Genomic DNA, 19983 nt, shown 5'->3' on the forward strand with positions numbered 1-19983 from the left:
GGGGACTGCTTAGCTGCCGTACACGTCGAAGGTGAAGTACTTCTTCTCGAGCTTCTTGTACGTACCGTCCTTGATGATCGAGGCGATTGCCTTGTCGATCTGTGCCTTCAGGTCGGTGTCTTCCTTGCGCAGGCCGATACCCGCGCCGTTGCCGAGAATGGTCGGATCGACCAGATCCTTGCCCACGAACTCGTAACCCGTGCCGCGCGGCGTCTTCAGGAAGCCGACGTCAGCTTGCACGGCATCTTGCAGCGCTGCATCCAGGCGTCCAGCTTGCAAGTCGGCGTAGACGCCGTCCTGGTTCTGGTACGGCGTAACCGTTACACCCTTCGGCGCCCAATAGGTCTTGGCGTAGGTTTCCTGGATCGTGCCTTGTTCCACGCCCACCGTCTTGCCCTTCAGGCCTTCAGGTGTCGGCAGGATGCCGCTGCCCTTCTTGGCGATCAGGCGCGTCGGCGTGTTGAACAGCTTGCTCGAGAACGCAATCTGTTCGGCGCGTTGCGGCGTCATGGACATCGACGACAGCACGCCGTCGAACTTCTTCGCCTTCAAGGCCGGGATCATGCCGTCGAAATCGTTTTCCACCCATACGCACTTCGCATGCAGGCGTGCGCAGATTTCATTGCCGAGGTCGATATCGAAGCCCACCAGCTTGCCATCCGGACCTTTCGATTCGAACGGGGCATAAGAGGCGTCGACGCCGAAACGGATGGTCGAGTAATCCTTCGCATTGGCGGTGACGGAGGTGATCGATGTGACGGCGAGCAAGGAAATCGTCAAAGCCGCGAGCAGTTTTTTCACTGTTTTTACTCCAAAGGTGGTCAGTACATCCCGGAAAGGCGATAGGTGAGTATCCGGGTTCGTCCGGCGTGAGGCCCCTCGGCGCCGGACAGCTTACATTCCGCGGATTGTGTCCGCCATAGAACCGCAGCAGGTTACCAAGCCAAAAAAATAAGGGAGTTGGTGAAAGTCCCGATAGCTAATCTTGCAACCCTTGTGCGGCCGGGCACTTCGGCTTGCACAAGCAAATGAAACAATATTTGTGCAACGCGATTGTAAGTTCATGTGTAAGTCCGATGTGTAACTCCGATGCCGGCTTCTTGTTCAATCTTGTCATGACCGCCGAGCAGCGGCACGGATCTGCTCGTAGGAACGCCGCCTTTCGTCGGTGAGCTCGACTGAGCGGGTAGTGCGGTCGAATAGCGGGATCCCCAGCCGGGCTTCGAGCCGTGCCACGGAACGGCTTACGCCCGATTGCGACATGTCCGGCGCTTCGCTCGCCGCTGCAAAACTGCCGCTGTCGACGATCACACTCAATACGCCCATGCCGTTCGACATCCGTTCGTCGAAGCTCATGAGCATGCTCCCCAGTCATTAATCGATTGGAGTCGATGCTATCGTGAAATGAGTGACGCTTCAGCGCCCCAGCCATGACGACACGGCCGACGGACGGATTGCTGCACGAAAGCCGATCATCGGCGCAGGGTTTTCGCCGTCGAAATAAAAACCTCGCCGATAATGCATTCTCCGGCGCCGTCTTCCCGCGCGTCGATCATCGAGGGAGCGACGGCGTGGTCGATTCATCCGCAGTCCTGGCAGTTTTGTCTGTCTACATTGCAGGCGTGGTTATTCCCGGGCCGAACTTTGTCGCGGTTGCGCACAAGGCGGCTTCGTCGACACGCTCCGAGGCCCTGGCGGTCGTCGCGGGCATCGTCCTGGTCAGCCTGTTCTGGGCGACCTGCGCCATTCTTGGTGTGGGGATTGTGTTCGCCGCGTTCCCGTGGATGGCGCTGGTCGTCAAGATTGGCGGCGCGGCGTATCTCATGTGGTTCGGCTGCCGGCTGATCGTCAAGGCGCGAGCCGGCGAGACGGGCATGGCCCGGGCGAGCGTGACTGGCGGATTGCGCAAGGCGTTCGTGCAAGGCTTCGCGACCAACATCACGAACCCGAAGTCGGTGGCGTTTTTCGCCGCCATTTTCGCTTCCGCCACGCCCGCGCATATGTCGCCGGTCACCTTCATTGCAATGCTTGCGATGGTCGCTCTGGTCGCAACGACTTGGTACGGCTTCGTCGCACTCGTCCTGTCACACGCGGGGATTGCGTCGGGCTACCGCGGGTACCGGGCATGGATCGACCGAGTCTGCGGCGGGTTGATCGTGGCGCTGGGCATTCGCCAGCTATTGACGCGCTGAAACGCGTGCGACGGGGACGGGCGCTACTGACGCTGGTGGTTTAAGGCTGCGAGCGCGTACCGTTGTCGGCGGCACGTCGGCTCGTCTTGTGCTTTTTATGTTTGGGCGGTGCATGTCGGGAAGCGCTGCCATTTCCGGACATGGACGACTGTCCCTCGCCGAAGTGATAAGTGTCCGCCAATGCGGCTGTCGAGATAAAGGCAAAAGCGCTGAGGGTCGAGGCGATCACTACGTGCGTAAGCTTCATTGCGCGGACGTTCCAAAGTTAAAGTGCGTCAGCTTAAACCAAAGCGCCGCTGACGGACTTCATTTCCCTGCCCTCACTTGCTGCGAAGCGGCTGGTCCTGCATGAGCCAGGACAATGCGAACGCGAGCAGCACGACCGCGCCGGCCACGAGAAACACCACGTGCATCGATCCCGAGAACGCGTTGAGATAGATATCGCGGATGGCGGCGGGAAGATGCTGGACCATCGTTGGCCCCATCGATTGGGGTAACTCCGTCGCGGGCGGCATGGTCTCTGCCAGACGGGAGTGCAGACCGTTCGTAAAGATGGCGCCGAACGTGGCGACGCCCACCGAGCCGCCGATCGACCGGAACAGCGTCGCGCCAGATGTTGCCACGCCGATATTCTTGAACGGCACCGCATTCTGCACCGCGAGCACCAGCACCTGCATGACCATGCCGAGTCCAAGTCCAAGCAGCAGCATGAACAGGTACATGGTGTGAAGCGGGGTATCGAGTTGCAGCGTGGACAACAGGAACATGCCGCAGGCCACGATCGCGGTCCCGCAGATCGGGAACCAGCGATATTTGCCGATTCGGCTGATCAGGCGGCCGCTGATGATGGAGGTGGACAGGATGCCGGCCATCATCGGCAAGACTTGCAGGCCGGCTTGCGATGGCGTTGAACCCTTCGCCACTTGCAGATACAGCGGCAGGAACGTGATTGCGCCGAACAGCGAGAATCCGATGATGAAACCGATCAGCCCGCTCAGCACGAACGTGCGCTCCCTGAATAGCTCGAGCGGCATGATGGGTTCATCGGCGAGCCGTTCTTCGTAGATAAAACCGCCCAGCGTAATGAATCCGAGCGCGAGCGTGAACCATAGCTGCGGCGAACTCCACGGCAGCAACGTGCCGCCCTGGCTGGTGAAAAGGATGATACAAGTGAGCGATGCGGCTAAAAACGCGGCGCCCATGTAATCGATTTTATGTTTTACATGCGCCACGTGCGGTTTGAACACGAGTCCGATCACGATCAGCGCGAGCACGCCCAGCGGCACGTTGATATAGAAAATCCAGCGCCATGACAAATGCTCGACGATAAACCCGCCCAGCAGCGGCCCGACGACCGTGGCGAGTCCGAACACGCCGCCGAACAAGCCCTGGTAGCGGCCGCGTTCGGCGGGCGGAATGACGTCGGCAATGGCGGCCATGGTCACGACCATCAGACCGCCGCCGCCGAGCCCCTGCAATGCGCGCAACACGATCAACTGGGTCATGTCCTGCGCGACGCCGCACAGGACGGAGCCGGCGAGAAAAATGAGGATCGATGCCTGAATGACGACTTTGCGGCCGAACAGATCGCCGAATTTTCCGTACAGCGGCACCACGATAGTCGATGTCAGCAGATAGGACGTCACCACCCACGACAGGCTTTCGAGCCCGCCCAGCTCGCCCACGATGGTGGGGAGCGCGGTGGAAACGATGGTCTGGTCGAGCGCGCCGAGCAGCATGACAAGCAGCAGCGCCGTGAAGAGCAGCCGGATTGGAGGCCGCTCTTCAATGACGGGAAGCGGGACGGAAGACGCGCCAGGGGGTGCGACAGAGGGTTGCAGGGATTCCATTCAGCCGCTCGATGAGATTAATTAATGTTGGAGTTAATATTAGGCGACGCTAATCCCGGGGTCAATTGCGACTATGACTAAAGATGTAACCGATCCTTCCGAACATTCCGAAACTGCCGTCCCCGCTGAGCCGTCCAAGACCGGGCGCCGACCTGGGAGGCCGACCGGCACGCACCACGGCGAACCGCGGGCGCTCCTGCTGGACGTCGCGCTGGTTCTGTTTGCCCGCCGGGGAATCATGGAGACCACGCTCGGCGCGATTGCGCGCGAGGCGGGCGTGACGCCGGCCATGGTCCATTACTACTTCAAGACGCGCGATCAACTGCTGGACGTGTTGATCGATGAGCGATTCGTGCCGTTGCGCGCCGAACTTGGCCGCGCGTTCGCTGACTCGGACGCGGAACCGGCGGAAGCGTTGCGCGCATTCGCCGAGGGTCTGATCGCGGTGTGCGAGCGGTATCCGTGGTTTGCAACGCTGTGGGTTCGCGAAGTCATCAGCGAAGGCGGGTTGCTGCGCCAGCGTATTGCCGAGCGTTTCGGCGATGCTAATAAGAAGGCATCGATTGCACGCATCGCGCAATGGCAGAAGGAGGGCAAGCTCAACCCGCACCTGGAGCCGTCGCTGCTGTTCGTGTCGGTTTTCGGACTGACGGTGTTGCCGCTGGCGGTGACTTTTACGTGGGCCGAGGAGAGTGGCGGGCATGCTCCCAGGCGCGACCAGATCGCACGGCACGCGGTGGCGCTGCTGATGCAAGGCATCGGGCCTACGTGAGCGCTGCGGGCAGAGGGCGCTCCGGACATCGCGCCCAAGTGGGGGCCGCGACGGGCGCATGGTGCATTCGGACAGCGAATCCATCACGCTGTTTGGCCGCATCGGGCCATAGCCGTTCCAGCACCCGCCTGAGCTCCCCGTCCTGGAGACGATCGCGAAGATTGTTCCGATGCCTGTAACAAATTTGCGGATACGCCGTTAAAATGCGCGCCGGGCAAGCTGCCCGGCCGCTCGACAAAAGGGCGCGTCGCCGGCAGAAAAACAGGCCGCCAACAGGCCACCAACAGGCTACGACAGGGGACATAAATCGATGACAACCGCTCAGGACCTGGCTCTTTCCCGATCTGGCCATGACCATGCATCGGGTTCGGTATCGGACTCATTAAGCGCAGGCACGATTTCCGCGCGGCTCGATCGCCTGCCGGCGACCCGCTCGATGTGGATACTCGTCATCTTGTTGAGCCTCGGCTTCTTCTTTGAACTCTACGACTTGCTGTACTCCGGCTACGTCGCGCCGGGACTGGTCAAGAGCGGCATTCTCACGTCCACGACCGTCGGGCTATTCGGTTTGACGGGCGTCGCAAGTTTCATCGCGTCGCTGTTTCTCGGCTTGTTCATCGGCACGATTGCTTGCGGTTTCCTCGCCGATCGTTTCGGGCGTCGCGCCATCTTCACTTACTCGCTGCTCTGGTACACGGCCGCGAACGTGATCATGGCGTTCCAGGACACGGCCGGCGGTCTCAACTTCTGGCGCTTCATGGCAGGGCTGGGAATTGGCGTGGAGCTGGTAACGATCGGGACGTACATCTCCGAGCTGGTTCCGAAACACATTCGAGGACGCGCCTTCGCGTGTGAGCAAGCGGTCGGTTTCGCGGCCGTGCCGGTAGTCGCATTCCTCTCATACGCGCTGGTGCCGAGCAAGCCCTTCGGTTTTGATGGCTGGCGCTGGGTCGTATTGATCGGTGCGCATGGCGCGCTGTTCGTGTGGTTCATCCGCCGGGCGTTGCCGGAAAGCCCGCGCTGGCTGGCGCAAAAAGGGCGGCTCGCGGAAGCGGACGCGGTGATGACGGCGCTGGAAGCGAAGGTCGAGAAAGAATATGGCAGGCCGTTGCCGCCGCCGGCCGCGCCTGAACCGGTCAGCACGCGGGGATCGTTCAGCGACATGTGGGTCGCGCCGTACGGCAAGCGCGCGACCATGATGATCATCTTCAACGTATTCCAGACGGTCGGTTTCTATGGCTTCGCCAACTGGGTGCCGACGCTGCTCATTCATCAGGGCATCACGATCACGACCAGCCTGATGTACTCGACGATCATTGCCATTGCCGCACCGGTCGGACCGATCATCGGCTTGTTCATCGCCGATAAATTCGAGCGCAAGAGCGTCATTGTCGTGATGGCGGGTGCGATCGTGGTCTGCGGTCTGGTGTTCAGCCAGGTCTCGGGCGCGGCGCTGCTGGTTTGCATGGGCGTGGGGCTGACGCTCGCGAGCAACATCATGTCGTATAGCTTCCACGCGTATCAGACCGAGCTTTTCCCCACCAGCATTCGTGCGCGCGCGGTCGGTTTCGTGTATTCGTGGAGCCGCTTTTCGGCCATTTTCACGTCGTTCTTCATCGCGGGCGTGTTGAAGGCTTTCGGCACGACCGGGGTCTTTATGTTTATCGCCGGCGCGATGGCGGTGGTGATGCTGGCTATCGGATTGATGGGGCCGAAGACGCGGGACCTGGCGCTGGAACAAATTTCGCATTGAGATCTTGATCACGCCGCCGAGTGAAATCTCGTCGCAATAGGACGCTATATGGGCTCGCGCGCATGACCGGACCATGGCGGCAAAAGCGCGCGCGTTATGCCAGAATCCGCATAACGCGATTTGCTCTCCCGTTACGCCATGTCCGACACGCTCACGCCTGCCGAAGCCGACCACGCGATGCGTCACTGGACGTATCGATCCACCGGCCGGATCAAGATTGGCTCCGCACAACATCAACGCATGTTCTGCGAGATGCTGCTCACCACCCACAACCCCTACAAGCCCGCGGTCATCGACTGGCCGATGCTCGCGCCCGCTGTGCTCAAGCGCGTCACGTCGCTGCCTATCTGGGATATTGCGGTGCAGACCGAAGGCCGCGCGTCGATTCGCGTGTCGACCTATGCGGCCAGCATTGACGATCCGTTGCTGCACGAAGCCGTCACGATGAACGGCGCTGAAGAGGCGCGCCACAAGATCGTGCTGTCGCGGCTGGTCCAGGCATATGGCATCGAACTCGCGCCCGAACCGCCGTATCCCGCCCCGAAGGACGCATTGCGCGCGTGGATGCTCACGGGTTACAGCGAATGTATCGATAGTTTCTTTGCCTTTGGCTTATTCGAAGCCGCGCGCCAGTCGGGTTATTTTCCCGAAGAACTGGTCGAGACCTTCGAGCCGGTGATCCAGGAAGAGGCTCGCCATATCCTGTTCTTTGCAAACTGGGCGGCGTGGTACCGGCGCAGTTTGCCGTGGTACCGGCGGCCCTGGTTCTTCATGAAGACCGCGAGCGTATGGTTCTCGCTGATCCGGGATCGCATCTCGCTTGCTCGTGGCATCGACACCAGCGGCGCCGCGCAGGACATGAATTTCCCCGCAAATGTGGGTGATTCGGTGGGCGGCGGGGTATCGGCGAAGGCGCTGATCGATTTGTGCCTGACCGAAAACGAACGCCGCATGGGCGGTTACGACGCCCGTCTTTTACGGCCGGTGACCGTGCCCCGGCTCGCCCGGATCGCGCGACGGTTCATTAAATAGCAACTAACTGTCTGCCCGCCTCGCGTCCGCGAGTGTCCGCAATCTCACTTCTCCCGGCTTGCCGCTTCGTCGAAGCGCCGCGATGCCTCCTCCACGTCCTGTCTGAACTGCGCAAGCGCGGTCAGGCTGGCAGCGGGCGGTTGTAGCGCGGTCCACAGCACCTCGATGAGTTCATCGGCAGTCGTATCGATCTGAGCCTGACTCAGATGGCGCTTCGCGAGCGTCGCGTCCCACAGCACGTGTTCCATCGGTCCGAAGACCAGTGAACGCATCAACCGCAACGGCAAGTCGGCGCGCACCTGACCCACCGTCTGGCCTTGAGCCAGGACGTTCATGAGCGGCGCGGTATAGCGGCGTTGAAGGTCGGTGAGGGTGTCGCTGAGATCATGATGTTTCGTCCGCCCTTCCGATAAAACCAGCGCACACAAGCCCGTCCCGTTCACCAGCATCAGCCGCAAATGCGTCCTCACGATAAACGCAAACTGCTGGCGCACGCTGCCGTCGCGGGGCAGTCCGGATTCGAATGCGTCGATGATCTCGTCATACCAATCCGCGATCACCCGCGCGCACAACTCCCGCTTGCCGCTGAAATAGCTGAACACGGTTGCCTCTGAAATCCCGGCGCGCTGGGCGATTTCGGCGCTGGTGGCGGCGTCGTAGCCTTTCTCGGCGAAGACGTCCCGGCCGGCCTGAAGAATGTCCTTCACGCGCTGCTGCGACTTCACGCCGGCAGGCGTGCGGCGATTTCCGGTAACAAGGGTGGAGGACATGGAAAGGCGGGCGCGATGATTAACCAGATGTGAGCGTAGCTCAAATCCCTATTGACGGGAAGTGGTATTTGGCGTGAAACTGCCGTCCATAATGGAAATTACCGAATGTGAGTGAGACTCATAATTTGAGTCGATCGTTTGATCCTGCAAGCACCACGCTGCCGACCTCGAGCCGAACCACCGAACAAGGAGACCCGCATGAACGACGTACCCGGTCTGAATTTCGCCCTGGGCGAAGACATCGACATGTTGCGCGACTCGCTCGCCAATTTCGCTGCGAAGGAGATTGCGCCGCGCGCGGCTGAAATCGATAAAACCGATCAGTTCCCGATGGACCTCTGGAAGAAATTCGGCGACCTGGGCGTGCTCGGCATGACGGTGTCCGAAGAGTACGGCGGCGCCAACATGGGCTATACGGCGCACATGGTCGCCATGGAAGAGATTTCGCGGGCGTCGGCGTCGGTGGGCTTGTCGTATGGCGCGCACTCCAACTTGTGCGTGAACCAGATTCATCGCAACGGCACCGAGGCGCAGAAGCGCAAATATTTGCCGGGGCTGGTATCGGGCGAACACATTGGCGCGCTCGCAATGAGCGAGCCGAACGCCGGATCGGACGTGGTCAGCATGAAGCTTCGTGCTGATGAAAAAGGCGATCACTACGTGCTCAACGGCACGAAGATGTGGATCACCAACGGGCCGGATTGCGACACGCTCGTGGTCTATGCGAAGACGGATATCGAGGCCAATGCGAAGGGCATCACGGCTTTTATCGTCGAGAAGGGCATGAAGGGTTTCTCCGTCGCGCAGAAGCTCGACAAGCTCGGCATGCGCGGCTCGCATACCGGCGAACTCGTGTTCGAGAACGTTGAAGTGCCCAAGGAAAATATCCTTGGGGCTTTGAACGGCGGCGTGAAAGTGTTGATGAGCGGCCTTGACTACGAACGTGCGGTGCTCGCGGGCGGCCCGACGGGCATCATGGTCGCGTGCATGGATGCGGTCGTGCCGTACATCCACGACCGCAAGCAGTTCGGTCAGGCGATCGGCGAATTCCAGCTGATTCAGGGCAAGGTCGCCGATCTTTATACGACCTTGCAGGCATGCCGCGCGTATCTCTACGCGGTGGGCCGTCAACTCGATACGCTTGGCGCCGGTCATGGCCGCCAGGTCCGCAAGGATTGCGCGGGCGTGATTCTCTACACGGCTGAAAAGGCGACGTGGATGGCCGGCGAAGCGATCCAGATCCTGGGTGGCAATGGCTATATCAACGAGTATCCGGTGGGCCGTTTGTGGCGCGACGCGAAGCTGTATGAGATCGGTGCGGGAACCAGTGAAATTCGCCGCATGTTGATCGGCCGCGAACTGTTCGCTGAAACAGCTTGAGCGAGCGGACAAACTTATGCCGATCATCGAATCGAAACTGAATCCACGCAGCGACGAATTCCGCGCGAACGCGGCGGCGCTTGAAGCGCTCGTCGCGGACCTGAAAGAGAAGGTCGAGAAGATCGCCTTGGGCGGCGGACAAGCTGCCCGCGACAAACACGTGTCACGCGGCAAACTGTTGCCGCGCGACCGGATCGCGCAATTGCTTGATCCGGGCACGCCGTTCCTCGAGTTGTCGCAACTGGCCGCATACGGCATGTACAACGACGACGCCCCCGGCGCCGGCGTGATTACGGGCATCGGCAGGATTGCGGGGCAGGAGTGCGTGATCGTCTGCAACGACGCAACCGTGAAGGGCGGCACGTACTATCCGGTGACGGTGAAGAAGCATCTTCGGGCGCAGGAGATCGCGGAAGAGAACCGCTTGCCGTGCGTGTATCTCGTCGATTCGGGCGGCGCGAATCTGCCCAATCAGGACGATGTATTCCCCGACCGTGATCACTTCGGCCGCATTTTTTATAACCAGGCGAACATGTCCGCGAAGGGCATTTCGCAGATCGCCGTGGTGATGGGTTCGTGCACCGCGGGCGGCGCCTATGTGCCGGCGATGAGCGATGAATCGATCATCGTGAAGAACCAGGGCACGATTTTCCTGGGCGGTCCGCCGCTGGTGAAAGCGGCAACCGGCGAAGAGGTCAGCGCCGAAGACCTGGGCGGTGGTGACGTACATACGCGGCTGTCAGGTGTGGTCGATCACCTCGCTCAAAATGATGCGCACGCGCTGGGGATTGCGCGCAGCATTGTGGGCAACCTGAATCGCGTCAAGGTCTCGCCGGTGGCGCTCAAAGAACCGCTGCCGCCGCGTCACGATCCACACAGCATGTATGGCGTGATTCCGGTAGACACCCGCAAGCCGTTCGACATCCGCGAAGTGATTGCGCGCATTGTCGATGACTCCGCCTTCGATGAATTCAAAGCCCGCTACGGCACGACGCTCGTGTGCGGATTTGCGCATATCTGGGGGCATCCGGTCGGGATCATTGCGAACAACGGCATCCTCTTTTCGGAGTCGGCGTTAAAGGGCACGCACTTCATTGAACTGTGCTGCCAGCGCAAGATTCCGCTGGTGTTCCTGCAGAACATCACGGGTTTCATGGTCGGGCGAAAGTACGAAAACGAAGGCATTGCGCGCAATGGCGCAAAGATGGTGACGGCCGTTGCAACAGCGAAGGTGCCGAAGTTCACGGTGATTATCGGCGGCTCATTTGGTGCGGGAAATTACGGCATGTGCGGCCGGGCGTATTCGCCGCGTTTCCTCTGGATGTGGCCGAACGCGCGCATCTCCGTGATGGGTGGCGAGCAGGCCGCGTCCGTGCTCGCGACCGTGCGCCGCGACGGCATAGAAGGTAAGGGCGGTACGTGGTCGAAGGAAGAAGAGGAGGCTTTCAAGTCGCCGATTCGCGAGCAGTACGAAGTACAGGGGCATCCGTATTATGCAAGCGCACGCCTGTGGGACGATGGTGTGATCGATCCCGCGCAGACCCGCGATGTGCTCGGGCTTGGGCTGGCGGCTTGCATGAATGCGCCTATCGAGGACACGCGTTTCGGTGTGTTCAGGATGTGACGGCAGCACTCCGTGCTGCCCCATGCTTCGCGGACGGCCCAGCACTTGGCGCTTCAGCGCTTAGTGCTGCCCCATGCAAAGGCTGACCTCTTCCTTCCAGGCTTCGTTATGTTCAACAAAATACTGATTGCAAATCGCGGTGAGATTGCGTGCCGCGTGGCCGCAACCTGCAAACGATTAGGCGTGGGCAGCGTGGCCGTTTATTCGGACGCCGACGCCCAGGCGAAGCACGTCGCTGTCTGCGATGAAGCCGTCCATGTAGGTGGCGCGGCTGCGTCCGAGAGTTATCTGCGGATCGAAAAGATCATCAACGCTGCGTTGGAAACCGGTGCGCAAGCCGTTCATCCGGGGTACGGGTTTCTATCCGAGAATGAAGACTTTGCGCGGGCTTGCGAGAAGGCCGGGCTGGTATTCATCGGGCCGCCGGTCGAGGCAATTTCCGCGATGGGATCGAAGGCTGCAGCCAAGGCGCTGATGCAATCGGCGTCTGTTCCTCTCGTGCCGGGTTATCACGGCGACAGTCAGGACCCCGCGTTGCTGCAAGAGCAAGCCGATGGCATCGGCTATCCGGTGCTGCTGAAAGCAAGTGCGGGCGGCGGCGGCAAGGGCATGCGTGTGGTCGAGAAAAGCGCGGATTTTGCGTCGGCGCTGTTGTCATGCAAACGTGAAGCCGCGAGCAGTTTTGGCAATGATCGTGTGCTGATCGAAAAATATTTGCAGCGTCCGCGGCATGTGGAAGTCCAGGTGTTCGCGGATCAGCATAACAACGCCGTTTATCTCTTCGACCGCGATTGTTCAGTGCAGCGCCGGCATCAAAAGGTGCTGGAAGAAGCGCCCGCTCCCGGCCTCTCCGATGAAGTGCGTAAAGCCATGGGCGAAGCCGCAGTGGCGGCTGCGCGCGCGGTGAATTACGTGGGAGCAGGCACGGTCGAATTCATCATGACCGGTGACGGCCAGTTCTATTTCATGGAGATGAACACCCGGCTGCAGGTTGAACATCCGGTGACCGAAATGGTGACGGGCCTCGACCTGGTCGAGTGGCAACTCCGCGTGGCAAGCGGTGAACCGTTGCCACTGTTGCAGGATCAGCTGAAGGTGAACGGCCACGCGATAGAAGCGCGTATCTATGCGGAAAATCCATCGCGCGGGTTCTTGCCATCCACAGGTACGCTGAAGCATTTGAGTTTGCCCGAAGCGGTCGAATTCCAGTTGAACGGCAACGTGCGCATCGATAGCGGCGTGCGCGAAGGCGACACCATTACCCCGTTTTACGATCCGATGATCGCCAAGCTGATCGTGCACGGACGCGATCGTGACGATGCGTTGCTTCGCATGGCGCTGGCGTTGAAAGAATGCGAGGTGGTGGGGCCGTCGACGAATATCGAGTTCCTGCACCGGATTGTGGTGAGCGTTCCCTTCGCGGCAGCCGATCTTGATACGGGCCTGATCGAACGTCACCACGACACGTTGTTCGCTCCATCGACCGTGCCAAAAACGCAGGCGCTCGCGCTGGCTTGCGCCGCGCTGCTCACGCGTGAAGGTGGCGAGGCGCATGGCGTGTCGCCGTGGGATGCGTTGTCGCATTGGCGCATGAGCGGCGGCTACACGCAGGCGTTGAACTGGCGCCTCGTGGGTTCGGACGATGAAATCCTGGCCGTCTTTACACGCGATTCAACATCAGGCCGCGCCGATAACAAACAACTCGAATTGCTTGGCGAAACGCTCACGTTCGACTGGTCGCACGGGGATGAACCCAATTCGTTCGTCGTGCTGATCGGCGATAAGCGCATCAAGGGGCGAGTGTTTATCGACGGCGATGTGTTCCATGTGTTCTACGCCGGCGCGTCGCTGGCGTTTGAATGGCAGAACCTGCTGGCGCATGCCGCCGATGCCGAGCATGGCGAGGGCCGCTTGACGGCGCCGATGCCGGGCAAAGTGATCGCCGTGCTGGTGGAAGCGGGCGCGGTGGTCGAGAAGGGCGCGCCGCTGCTGGTGATGGAAGCCATGAAGATGGAGCACACCATTGTTGCGCCGGCGGGCGGCACGGTGGGCGAGATCCTGTTCAGCGTTGGCGATCAGGTGACCGATGGCGCCCAGCTATTGGTGATGGAAGTGCAGCCGGCGAAATAACGCCTCGCGTTATTTCGTTTTCAAACTACCCAGCAGGGTATCTTCAGTTTCCGTCTTCACGAGGATTTCCACGCGCCGGTTCAACGCACGCCCTTCGGGCGTGTCGTTGGTCGCAATCGGTTGCAAGAATGCGATCCCTTTTGTCTTGATACGCGCAGCGGGAACGCCGCGTGCGACTAGCGCATCGCCCACGGCATTGGCACGCGCCGTGGACAGTGTCTGGTTGTAGTCGAACGGGCCGACGTTATCCGTGTGTCCCTCGACCATGATTGGGCGCGTGCTGCGCTTGAGCAGCACGGCTGCACGATTGAGCACGGCGATGCTCTCGGGACGCATGGAGGCTTCGTCGAAGTCAAATAGCGCTGATTCCTGAAGCCGCAGTTCCACGCCCTCGCGCACCGGATGGACGACGATGCCGACCTTCTGGTTGAGCGCTTCTTCCTTCGACCGGTCCAGGCCGGATGCGCAGCCGGCGAGCAAGGCCGTTGTTGCACATGCGTTCACAATTGTTTGAATAGCTTTCACTGCATGTCTCTTGAACGGATGCCGGGGCGAGGAATTCGATTATAGGGAAATGGAATTGGCCAAGTGTGAAATTAGAACAACATTCGGAAAGCCGGTTGAAAGCGCTCTGGCCTTGATTCTGGCCGATAGCGGCCCGACTTACAATGCAGGCTTGGCACTCAGCTGGAAGACTTGGTAAGGCTGGGTTTGAAGCAGGTTTGTGGGCTTTCACTTAAAGAAGAAATAACCAGGGCGTTTTATATGATTCCACGCGATCAAACCTCTGCGGACGAAAAGGACCGCACGCGGCGTCTGCAACGAACCGCGTCGGGGTTGCTGTACGCGGTGCTCGTTGCGGTGGCGATATGGATGATCCGCGACTTCATTCCTGCGGTGGTGTGGGCTGCGGTGATCGCGATTGCGTTGTGGCCGTTGTTGACCTGGCTCGAGCAGCGGCCGGTGTTCAAGGAGCGCCGAACCTGGCTTGCGGTGGTGTTGACGGTCGTGCTCGGGCTGGTGTTCGTGGTGCCGTTTATCCTGGTCGCGGCGCAGGCGGGCACCGAAGCGCACGACCTGTTGCGCTGGTTTCACGAATCGCTGAGCACGGGCATTCCCATGCCGGATCTCGTCAACCATCTGCCGGCGGGGTCGGCGCAGATATCGGCATGGTGGCAGGAGAATCTCGCTACGCCGCTCGGTTCATCGCCCGCGGCGAAACACCTTCATAGCGCGACCGTGGTCGCCATGACCCGGCATTTCGGCAGTCGCGTGGCGCATGGGCTGGTTGTCTTCGGCTTCATGCTTGTCACGCTGTTTTTCCTGTTCAAGGCGGGGTCGAAACTCGGTGAACAGTTGCTTGAAGCATCGAGGCGCGGGTTTGGTTCGGATGGTGCATCGCTGGCGCGGCGTATGGCCGAGTCGGTTCGCAGCACGGTGACGGGGCTCGTGGTGGTGGGTCTGGGTGAGGGCGCGTTGCTTGGCGTGGCTTATGCCGTGACCGGCGTGCCGCATGCCACGTTGCTTGGCATGCTGACCGCCATCGCCGCGATGCTGCCGTTTTGCGCGCCGATTGTGTTCATCGGCGCGGCATTGTGGCTGCTTGCCCAGGGCTCGATGGTGGCGGCGGTCTGTGTTGCGGTGTTCGGGTTTGTGGTGGTGTTCGTCGCTGAGCACGCTGTGCGGCCGGTGCTGATCGGCGGCGCGGCCAGGTTGCCGTTCTTGCTCGTTCTGTTCGGGATTCTCGGCGGCGCGGAAACGTTCGGGCTGGTGGGGTTGTTTATTGGGCCTGCGTTAATGACGATTCTGGTCGTGCTTTGGAAGGAGTGGGTGCATTGAGGAGTGCTGGTGAGTACGCAATGCTCGAGGAGGTCGCTCCGGCGCTCGGCATCGGCAAGACTACGCTTTGGCGCAGGCTATTGGTGAGGTAAGCGGGAACGGCGCGTCATTTCTTTGTCCAAAGCGACAAAGAAACGAAGCAAAGAAAGCGCTTTCAAAACGCGGGCTCATAAGTTGACCTTGCGTGCACTTTGTGCGTTTTTGGCACCCCAAAAGCACGGTGCTCGCCAGAGCCACGGATGTTTGAACCCCTCCTTCTCGCGAATCCTGACACGAACACGCTTCGCCCCGTACGCTCTCGGGCAAGCACGCTTGCCAAGAAAACCCGCACGGCCCCACGCGTATCTGCTACTACGGCTCGTCGCGGTTTACCTGCTTGGTCAGCGTGACTGGCGGGGTTACATTCGTTGGGTACGGCCTCACGCATCTTCGCGGCCTCGTTTCGAGGAGGGTTGCCTACGAGGTCCGTTGCGCATACTTACTTGGTGGATGGTTTTACGCGGATAGCGCGGGGTGCCCCTTTTGCAGGTTCAGTCACTGGTGGCGAAGCGTGTGGGTATCGGTGTTCGGAGAAGGAGGGTTTCACACATCCGTGGCTCTGGCGAGCACCGTGCTTTTGGGGTGCCAAAAACGCACAAAGTGCACGCTAGGTCAACTTACGAGCCCTCGTTTTGAAAGCGCTTTCTTTGCTTCGTTTCTTTGTCGCTAAGGACCAGGAAATGACGCGCCGCCACGCGCAGTGGCTAAAAGTGATGAAGAAATGAGCCAACTCAAGCAGACCACAAACGCCGAAAGCAGCAACCCGGCACTGACTCAGACCGCTAACGCAGGAACCTGGCAACCCGGCACTGACTCAGACCGCTAACGCAGGAACCTGGCAACCCGGCACTGACCCCGACCGCTAACGCAAGAACCTAGCACCCCGGCACTGACTCAGACCGCTAACGCAGGAACCTGGCAACCCGGCACTGACTCCGACCGCTAACGCAAGAACCTAGCAACCCGGCAATGACTCCGACCGCTAACGCAAGAACCTAGCACCCCGGCATAGACCCAAAACCGCTAACCCAAGAACCTGACAACCCCAACCGCTAACCTCCGCGCAGCGCCCCCCTACAGCGCTGCGCGCCACCCACGAATTACGTCCCGTTCTTCGTCACAATCGGCACCCACGCGCCGCCCTTGACCTGATACATCGTCGACGAAGCATTCTTCAACGCGCCGTTATTGTCGAAGGCGATCGTGCCCGTAATGCCCGGGAACGAAATAGCCTTCAGCACTGGCCGGTAGACCTTCGGATCGATGGAATTAGCCTTCTGCATGGCATTGATCGCGGCCCATGCAGCGTCGTAACCGAACGGCGAATACGAGAGAATCGCCACGCCGAAATGCTTCTGGAATTTATCGGCGAACGCCTTGCCCTGCGGCAGCTTCTCAAGCGGACTGCCGTATTCCCACGCCATCGCGCCATCAGCCGCATCGCCGGCAAGCTTCAGGAAGTCCGCGTCCATCACGCCGCCGCCGCCCACCAACTGCGCGTTGATGCCCAACTGCCTCATCCGCTTCGCCACCGCCGCCGCTTGCCGGTCGAGGCCGCCAAAGAAGATCAGGTCGGTGCCCGCACCCTTGAGCGCCGTGAGTTGCGCGCTGAAATCGACGGTCTGGTTATCACTGTACTGACGCGCGATGATCGTGCCGCCCGCCGCCTTCACCGCTTTCTCGAACTCATCGGCTTCACCCTGGCCGAAGGCCGTCCGGTCGTCGATGATCGAGATCTTCTTCGCTTTCGTCACCGTGACCGCGTACGTCCCGGCGGTCCCGGCGTTCTGCGCATCGCTGGAAATGACGGTGAAGACGTTGTCGAACCCTCGCTGCGTAATGGTCGGATTGGTCGCCGCTGGATCGATCACCGGAATGCCGGCGGTCTGGTAGATCTGCGACGCCGGAATCGTCGTGCCCGAATTGAAGTGGCCGACGACGACAGCCACACCGCCATCCACCAGTTTTTGCGCCGCCTGCACGCCGATGCGCGGGTCAGCCTGGTCGTCTTCGGCCTGAATGACGAAGTTGGCCGTCTTGCCGCCAATCTGGATCTTCTTCGCGTTCGCTTCATCCAGCGCCAGTTGCACGCCGTTTTGCAGGTCCTTCCCGTAACCTGCGTTGGCGCCTGTCAGCGGGGCGGCAAAGCCGACCTTGACGTCGAATGTGTCGGCCGCGGCCGAGAGCGGCAATGCGCCCAGGGTGGCGGCAGCGCACGCAAGAATCCAGGCAAGCGGTTTGATTTTGGTTCGAAGATGCACTTTTATTCTCCTTCGGGGTTGGACAGGTCCGGCGAGCAGGGCGATCAGGTTTCGCTTTCGCTTTCGCGTTTTGGTTTTATCTACACGTTTCAACTCCGTTTTCGAGTACACGACTGCACCACGGTGGCCACGCTGCGAGCAAGACGGGATTTGCCCGTGTGCGCCGCCATTATCGTGTGGACGAAAAAGCCGGTTGAGCTTGTTGAACGAACTCGCGTGGCGACCAGCAGCAGATGCAATTTAGGAAGCCAAATTACCGGCGTCTTGGCAGTTCGTCGCATCGGCAATGCGGATTTCGGCATAGCGGGTTTAAGCGGATTGCCGAAGCTCCCCAAGCTGGCACTGCCGTCGTTGTTGACCCCCTCAGGCAATACCCTGATGCGGGCGATCATCTGCCCCGTTTGACGCTGAAGATTGCGGCACAAACCGAGCGGGAGTTGATCGGGAACAATACGGAGCCGCAATATTGTTCATATATATCAAATGTATTACTGAATAGTTTCGAATAAAGAAGTTATCTAATCGTAAAGAATGGTATTTGTAATGTTATTTTTACCTCTCTGTAATTATAATGAGAATCGTTCTCATTTATATTGACGTTCAAACTTTGCGTGGGTACGATTCGCTTCGCTGGCGCCTTCTGGATGGTGGCCCGGAGGACGTTTCAGCGCTGATGTGCGGGGCTGGTTGCCCTTGCCGTTGCAACGTCTTTAGAACAATCAACACGACGCGTTATCAGCCGTCGCAACAAGAAAGAGGATTTCGATGCAACCCGTCCAGCTCGCTCCGCGCGAATCGCGCGCTGAATCGCGACACGATTCACGCCCCGACGCGACACTGCGCGCTGCCATCAAGCGCCGTGGTGCGCCTTTGCGCCGGGCGGTGCTCGGTACCACCCTGGCGTTGTTTGCGCTGGCCTCATCGGCCGCATTCTCGGCGGCGTTTGCCGCGGACGCATCGGCTAATCCTGACGCAACTCCTTCCGACACACCCGAAGCCGACCTGAAGATTCAGGCGCAGCCGGCGGGTCAGTGGACCGGCACATGGTCGCGTTCGACCCTGCTCGGCGACATGGGCGGCATTCGCTCATTTCTCGGCCAGTACGGCGTGACGCTGCAAGCGACGGAAGTATCGGAATATCTCTACAACGCGCGCGGCGGCCTGCAAACCGGCGGCACCTACGATGGCCTGACTACGGTCACCCTTGGCCTCGATACGCAAAAGGCCTTTGGCCTGCCGGGTGGCACATTCAACGTGAGCGCGCTGCAGATCCACGGCCGCAACCTGAGCGAGTTCAACCTCGGCACGCTGAACACCGCGAGCGGGATCGAAGCACAGGACACCACGCGCCTCTGGGAGCTCTGGTATCAGCAGTCGTTCCTGAACAAAGCCGTGGACGTGAAGGTCGGCCAGCAGAGTATTGACCAGGAGTTCATGGTCAGCAGCTATGCGGCCACGTTCGTGAACACCATGTTCGGCTGGCCGGGCCTGCCGTCGTATGACATGCCTTCGGGCGGTCCGGCGTATCCGCTGTCCGGACTGGGCGTGCGCGTGCGCGGTCAGATTTCGCCTTCATTGACCGCACTGGCAGGCGTGTTCGATGCAGATCCGCTCGGCAACAACCCGAACAATCTCAGCGGCACGAACTTCAACCTGCATAACGGCGCGATGTATATCGGCGAATTGCAGTACTCGATCAACCAGCCGTCCGACGGCCAGATGGAAGGCGTGCCGCAAACCGGTTTGCCCGGTACGTACAAGATCGGCTTCTGGTACAACAACGAACGCTTCGCTGACCAGAACATCGATAACACCGGCCTGTCGCTCGCCAATCCGCTGAGCAGCGGCACGCCGCAAAACCATAACGGCAACTACAGCTTCTACGCCGTCGCGGACCAGATGATCTGGCGTCCGAACCCGGACGAACCGCGCAGCATCGGCGTATTTGCGCGCGTGATGGGCGCGCCGGGCGACCGCAATCTGGTGAGCTTCAGCGCCAACGCGGGCATTGTGATGAAAGCTCCGTTCGCCGGCCGCGACAACGACAGCGTGGGCCTTGGCCTCGCCTACATCAAGATCGGCAGCCACGCGCACGACCTCGATGTCGCGGCCGCAGCCGCAAGCGGTGGCCCGTACGGTATCCGCACGCAGGAAACCGCGGTCGAGGCGACCTATCAGTACCAGGTCAACCCGTGGTGGGTCATGCAGGGTGACCTGCAATACACCTTCAACGCGGGCGCCGGCCAGAATCCGAACGATCCCACGCAGCCGCTGCGCAACACGTTGGTCGTCGGCGTGCGCACCACCATCACTTTCTGATCGGCGTGACCTTGAACGCACG

At 60.4% G+C, this 19983-nt stretch carries 15 protein-coding genes and 1 pseudogene; 10 read left to right on the forward strand and 6 right to left on the reverse strand.

Going from position 1 to position 19983, the window contains the following annotated elements:
- Nucleotides 1-9: 9 nt before the first annotated feature.
- A complete protein-coding gene (locus ACSOSP_RS37050) occupies nt 10-801 on the reverse strand; it encodes an ABC transporter substrate-binding protein (RefSeq protein ID WP_455313988.1) in 792 nt (263 codons plus the stop codon).
- 278 nt (nt 802-1079) lie between these two features.
- Nucleotides 1080-1356, reverse strand: a pseudogene (locus ACSOSP_RS37055) (LysR family transcriptional regulator); the annotation flags it as partial.
- Nucleotides 1357-1571: 215 nt separating this feature from the next.
- Between ACSOSP_RS37055 and ACSOSP_RS37060 the strand changes: the two are divergent.
- Nucleotides 1572-2192 carry a LysE family translocator gene (locus ACSOSP_RS37060; protein WP_455315353.1) on the forward strand — a complete coding sequence of 207 codons (621 nt, stop codon included), beginning with the start codon at nt 1572-1574 and terminating at the stop codon, nt 2190-2192.
- A gap of 320 nt (nt 2193-2512) precedes the next feature.
- Here ACSOSP_RS37060 and ACSOSP_RS37065 read toward each other — a convergent pair whose 3' ends face one another.
- A complete protein-coding gene (locus ACSOSP_RS37065; protein ID WP_455313989.1) occupies nt 2513-4042 on the reverse strand; it encodes an MDR family MFS transporter in 1530 nt (509 codons plus the stop codon).
- A gap of 73 nt (nt 4043-4115) precedes the next feature.
- Between ACSOSP_RS37065 and ACSOSP_RS37070 the strand changes: the two genes are divergently transcribed.
- The 3 genes from ACSOSP_RS37070 (at nt 4116) to ACSOSP_RS37080 (ending at nt 7599) form a co-directional block, all read left to right on the forward strand.
- On the forward strand, nt 4116-4814 hold the full coding sequence (locus tag ACSOSP_RS37070; RefSeq protein WP_455313990.1) for a TetR/AcrR family transcriptional regulator: 699 nt from the start codon (nt 4116-4118) through the stop codon (nt 4812-4814).
- Nucleotides 4815-5124: 310 nt separating this feature from the next.
- Nucleotides 5125-6567: an MFS transporter gene (locus ACSOSP_RS37075; RefSeq protein WP_455313991.1), complete on the forward strand. Its 1443-nt coding sequence runs from the start codon at nt 5125-5127 to the stop codon at nt 6565-6567.
- A gap of 138 nt (nt 6568-6705) precedes the next feature.
- Nucleotides 6706-7599 (forward strand): ferritin-like domain-containing protein, encoded by an 894-nt coding sequence (locus ACSOSP_RS37080; protein ID WP_455313992.1) that lies wholly within the window; start codon nt 6706-6708, stop codon nt 7597-7599.
- Nucleotides 7600-7643: 44 nt separating this feature from the next.
- Here the strand turns inward: ACSOSP_RS37080 and ACSOSP_RS37085 are convergent, their stop codons facing one another.
- Nucleotides 7644-8369 carry a TetR/AcrR family transcriptional regulator gene (locus tag ACSOSP_RS37085; RefSeq protein WP_455313993.1) on the reverse strand — a complete coding sequence of 242 codons (726 nt, stop codon included), beginning with the start codon at nt 8367-8369 and terminating at the stop codon, nt 7644-7646.
- 198 nt (nt 8370-8567) lie between these two features.
- Between ACSOSP_RS37085 and ACSOSP_RS37090 the strand changes: the two genes are divergently transcribed.
- From ACSOSP_RS37090 to ACSOSP_RS37100, 3 genes are all read left to right on the forward strand, one after another.
- Entirely contained in the window at nt 8568-9749 is a 1182-nt protein-coding gene (locus ACSOSP_RS37090; RefSeq protein WP_062088709.1) for an isovaleryl-CoA dehydrogenase, read from the forward strand.
- Between the two features lie 16 nt (nt 9750-9765).
- Nucleotides 9766-11373 (forward strand): carboxyl transferase domain-containing protein, encoded by a 1608-nt coding sequence (locus tag ACSOSP_RS37095; protein ID WP_455313994.1) that lies wholly within the window; start codon nt 9766-9768, stop codon nt 11371-11373.
- A 108-nt stretch (nt 11374-11481) separates the two neighbouring features.
- Entirely contained in the window at nt 11482-13503 is a 2022-nt protein-coding gene (locus ACSOSP_RS37100; RefSeq protein ID WP_455313995.1) for an acetyl/propionyl/methylcrotonyl-CoA carboxylase subunit alpha, read from the forward strand.
- A gap of 9 nt (nt 13504-13512) precedes the next feature.
- Here the strand turns inward: ACSOSP_RS37100 and ACSOSP_RS37105 are convergent, their stop codons facing one another.
- Nucleotides 13513-14028 carry an OmpA family protein gene (locus ACSOSP_RS37105; protein WP_455313996.1) on the reverse strand — a complete coding sequence of 172 codons (516 nt, stop codon included), beginning with the start codon at nt 14026-14028 and terminating at the stop codon, nt 13513-13515.
- Nucleotides 14029-14268: 240 nt separating this feature from the next.
- Between ACSOSP_RS37105 and ACSOSP_RS37110 the strand changes: the two genes are divergently transcribed.
- Nucleotides 14269-15342, forward strand: a complete 1074-nt coding sequence (locus ACSOSP_RS37110; protein WP_455313997.1) for an AI-2E family transporter — start codon at nt 14269-14271, stop codon at nt 15340-15342.
- A 1139-nt stretch (nt 15343-16481) separates the two neighbouring features.
- Here the strand turns inward: ACSOSP_RS37110 and ACSOSP_RS37115 are convergent.
- A complete protein-coding gene (locus tag ACSOSP_RS37115; RefSeq protein WP_455313998.1) occupies nt 16482-17642 on the reverse strand; it encodes a branched-chain amino acid ABC transporter substrate-binding protein in 1161 nt (386 codons plus the stop codon).
- Between ACSOSP_RS37115 and ACSOSP_RS37120 the strand changes: the two genes are divergently transcribed.
- Complete coding sequence (locus ACSOSP_RS37120) at nt 17637-18047, forward strand: hypothetical protein (RefSeq protein ID WP_455313999.1); 411 nt, start codon at nt 17637-17639, stop codon at nt 18045-18047. The genes ACSOSP_RS37115 and ACSOSP_RS37120 overlap by 6 nt on opposite strands.
- A gap of 360 nt (nt 18048-18407) precedes the next feature.
- Complete coding sequence (locus ACSOSP_RS37125; protein ID WP_455314000.1) at nt 18408-19961, forward strand: carbohydrate porin; 1554 nt, start codon at nt 18408-18410, stop codon at nt 19959-19961.
- Nucleotides 19962-19983 lie beyond the last annotated feature (22 nt).

The sequence above is a fragment of the Caballeronia sp. KNU42 genome, from assembly GCF_053760385.1.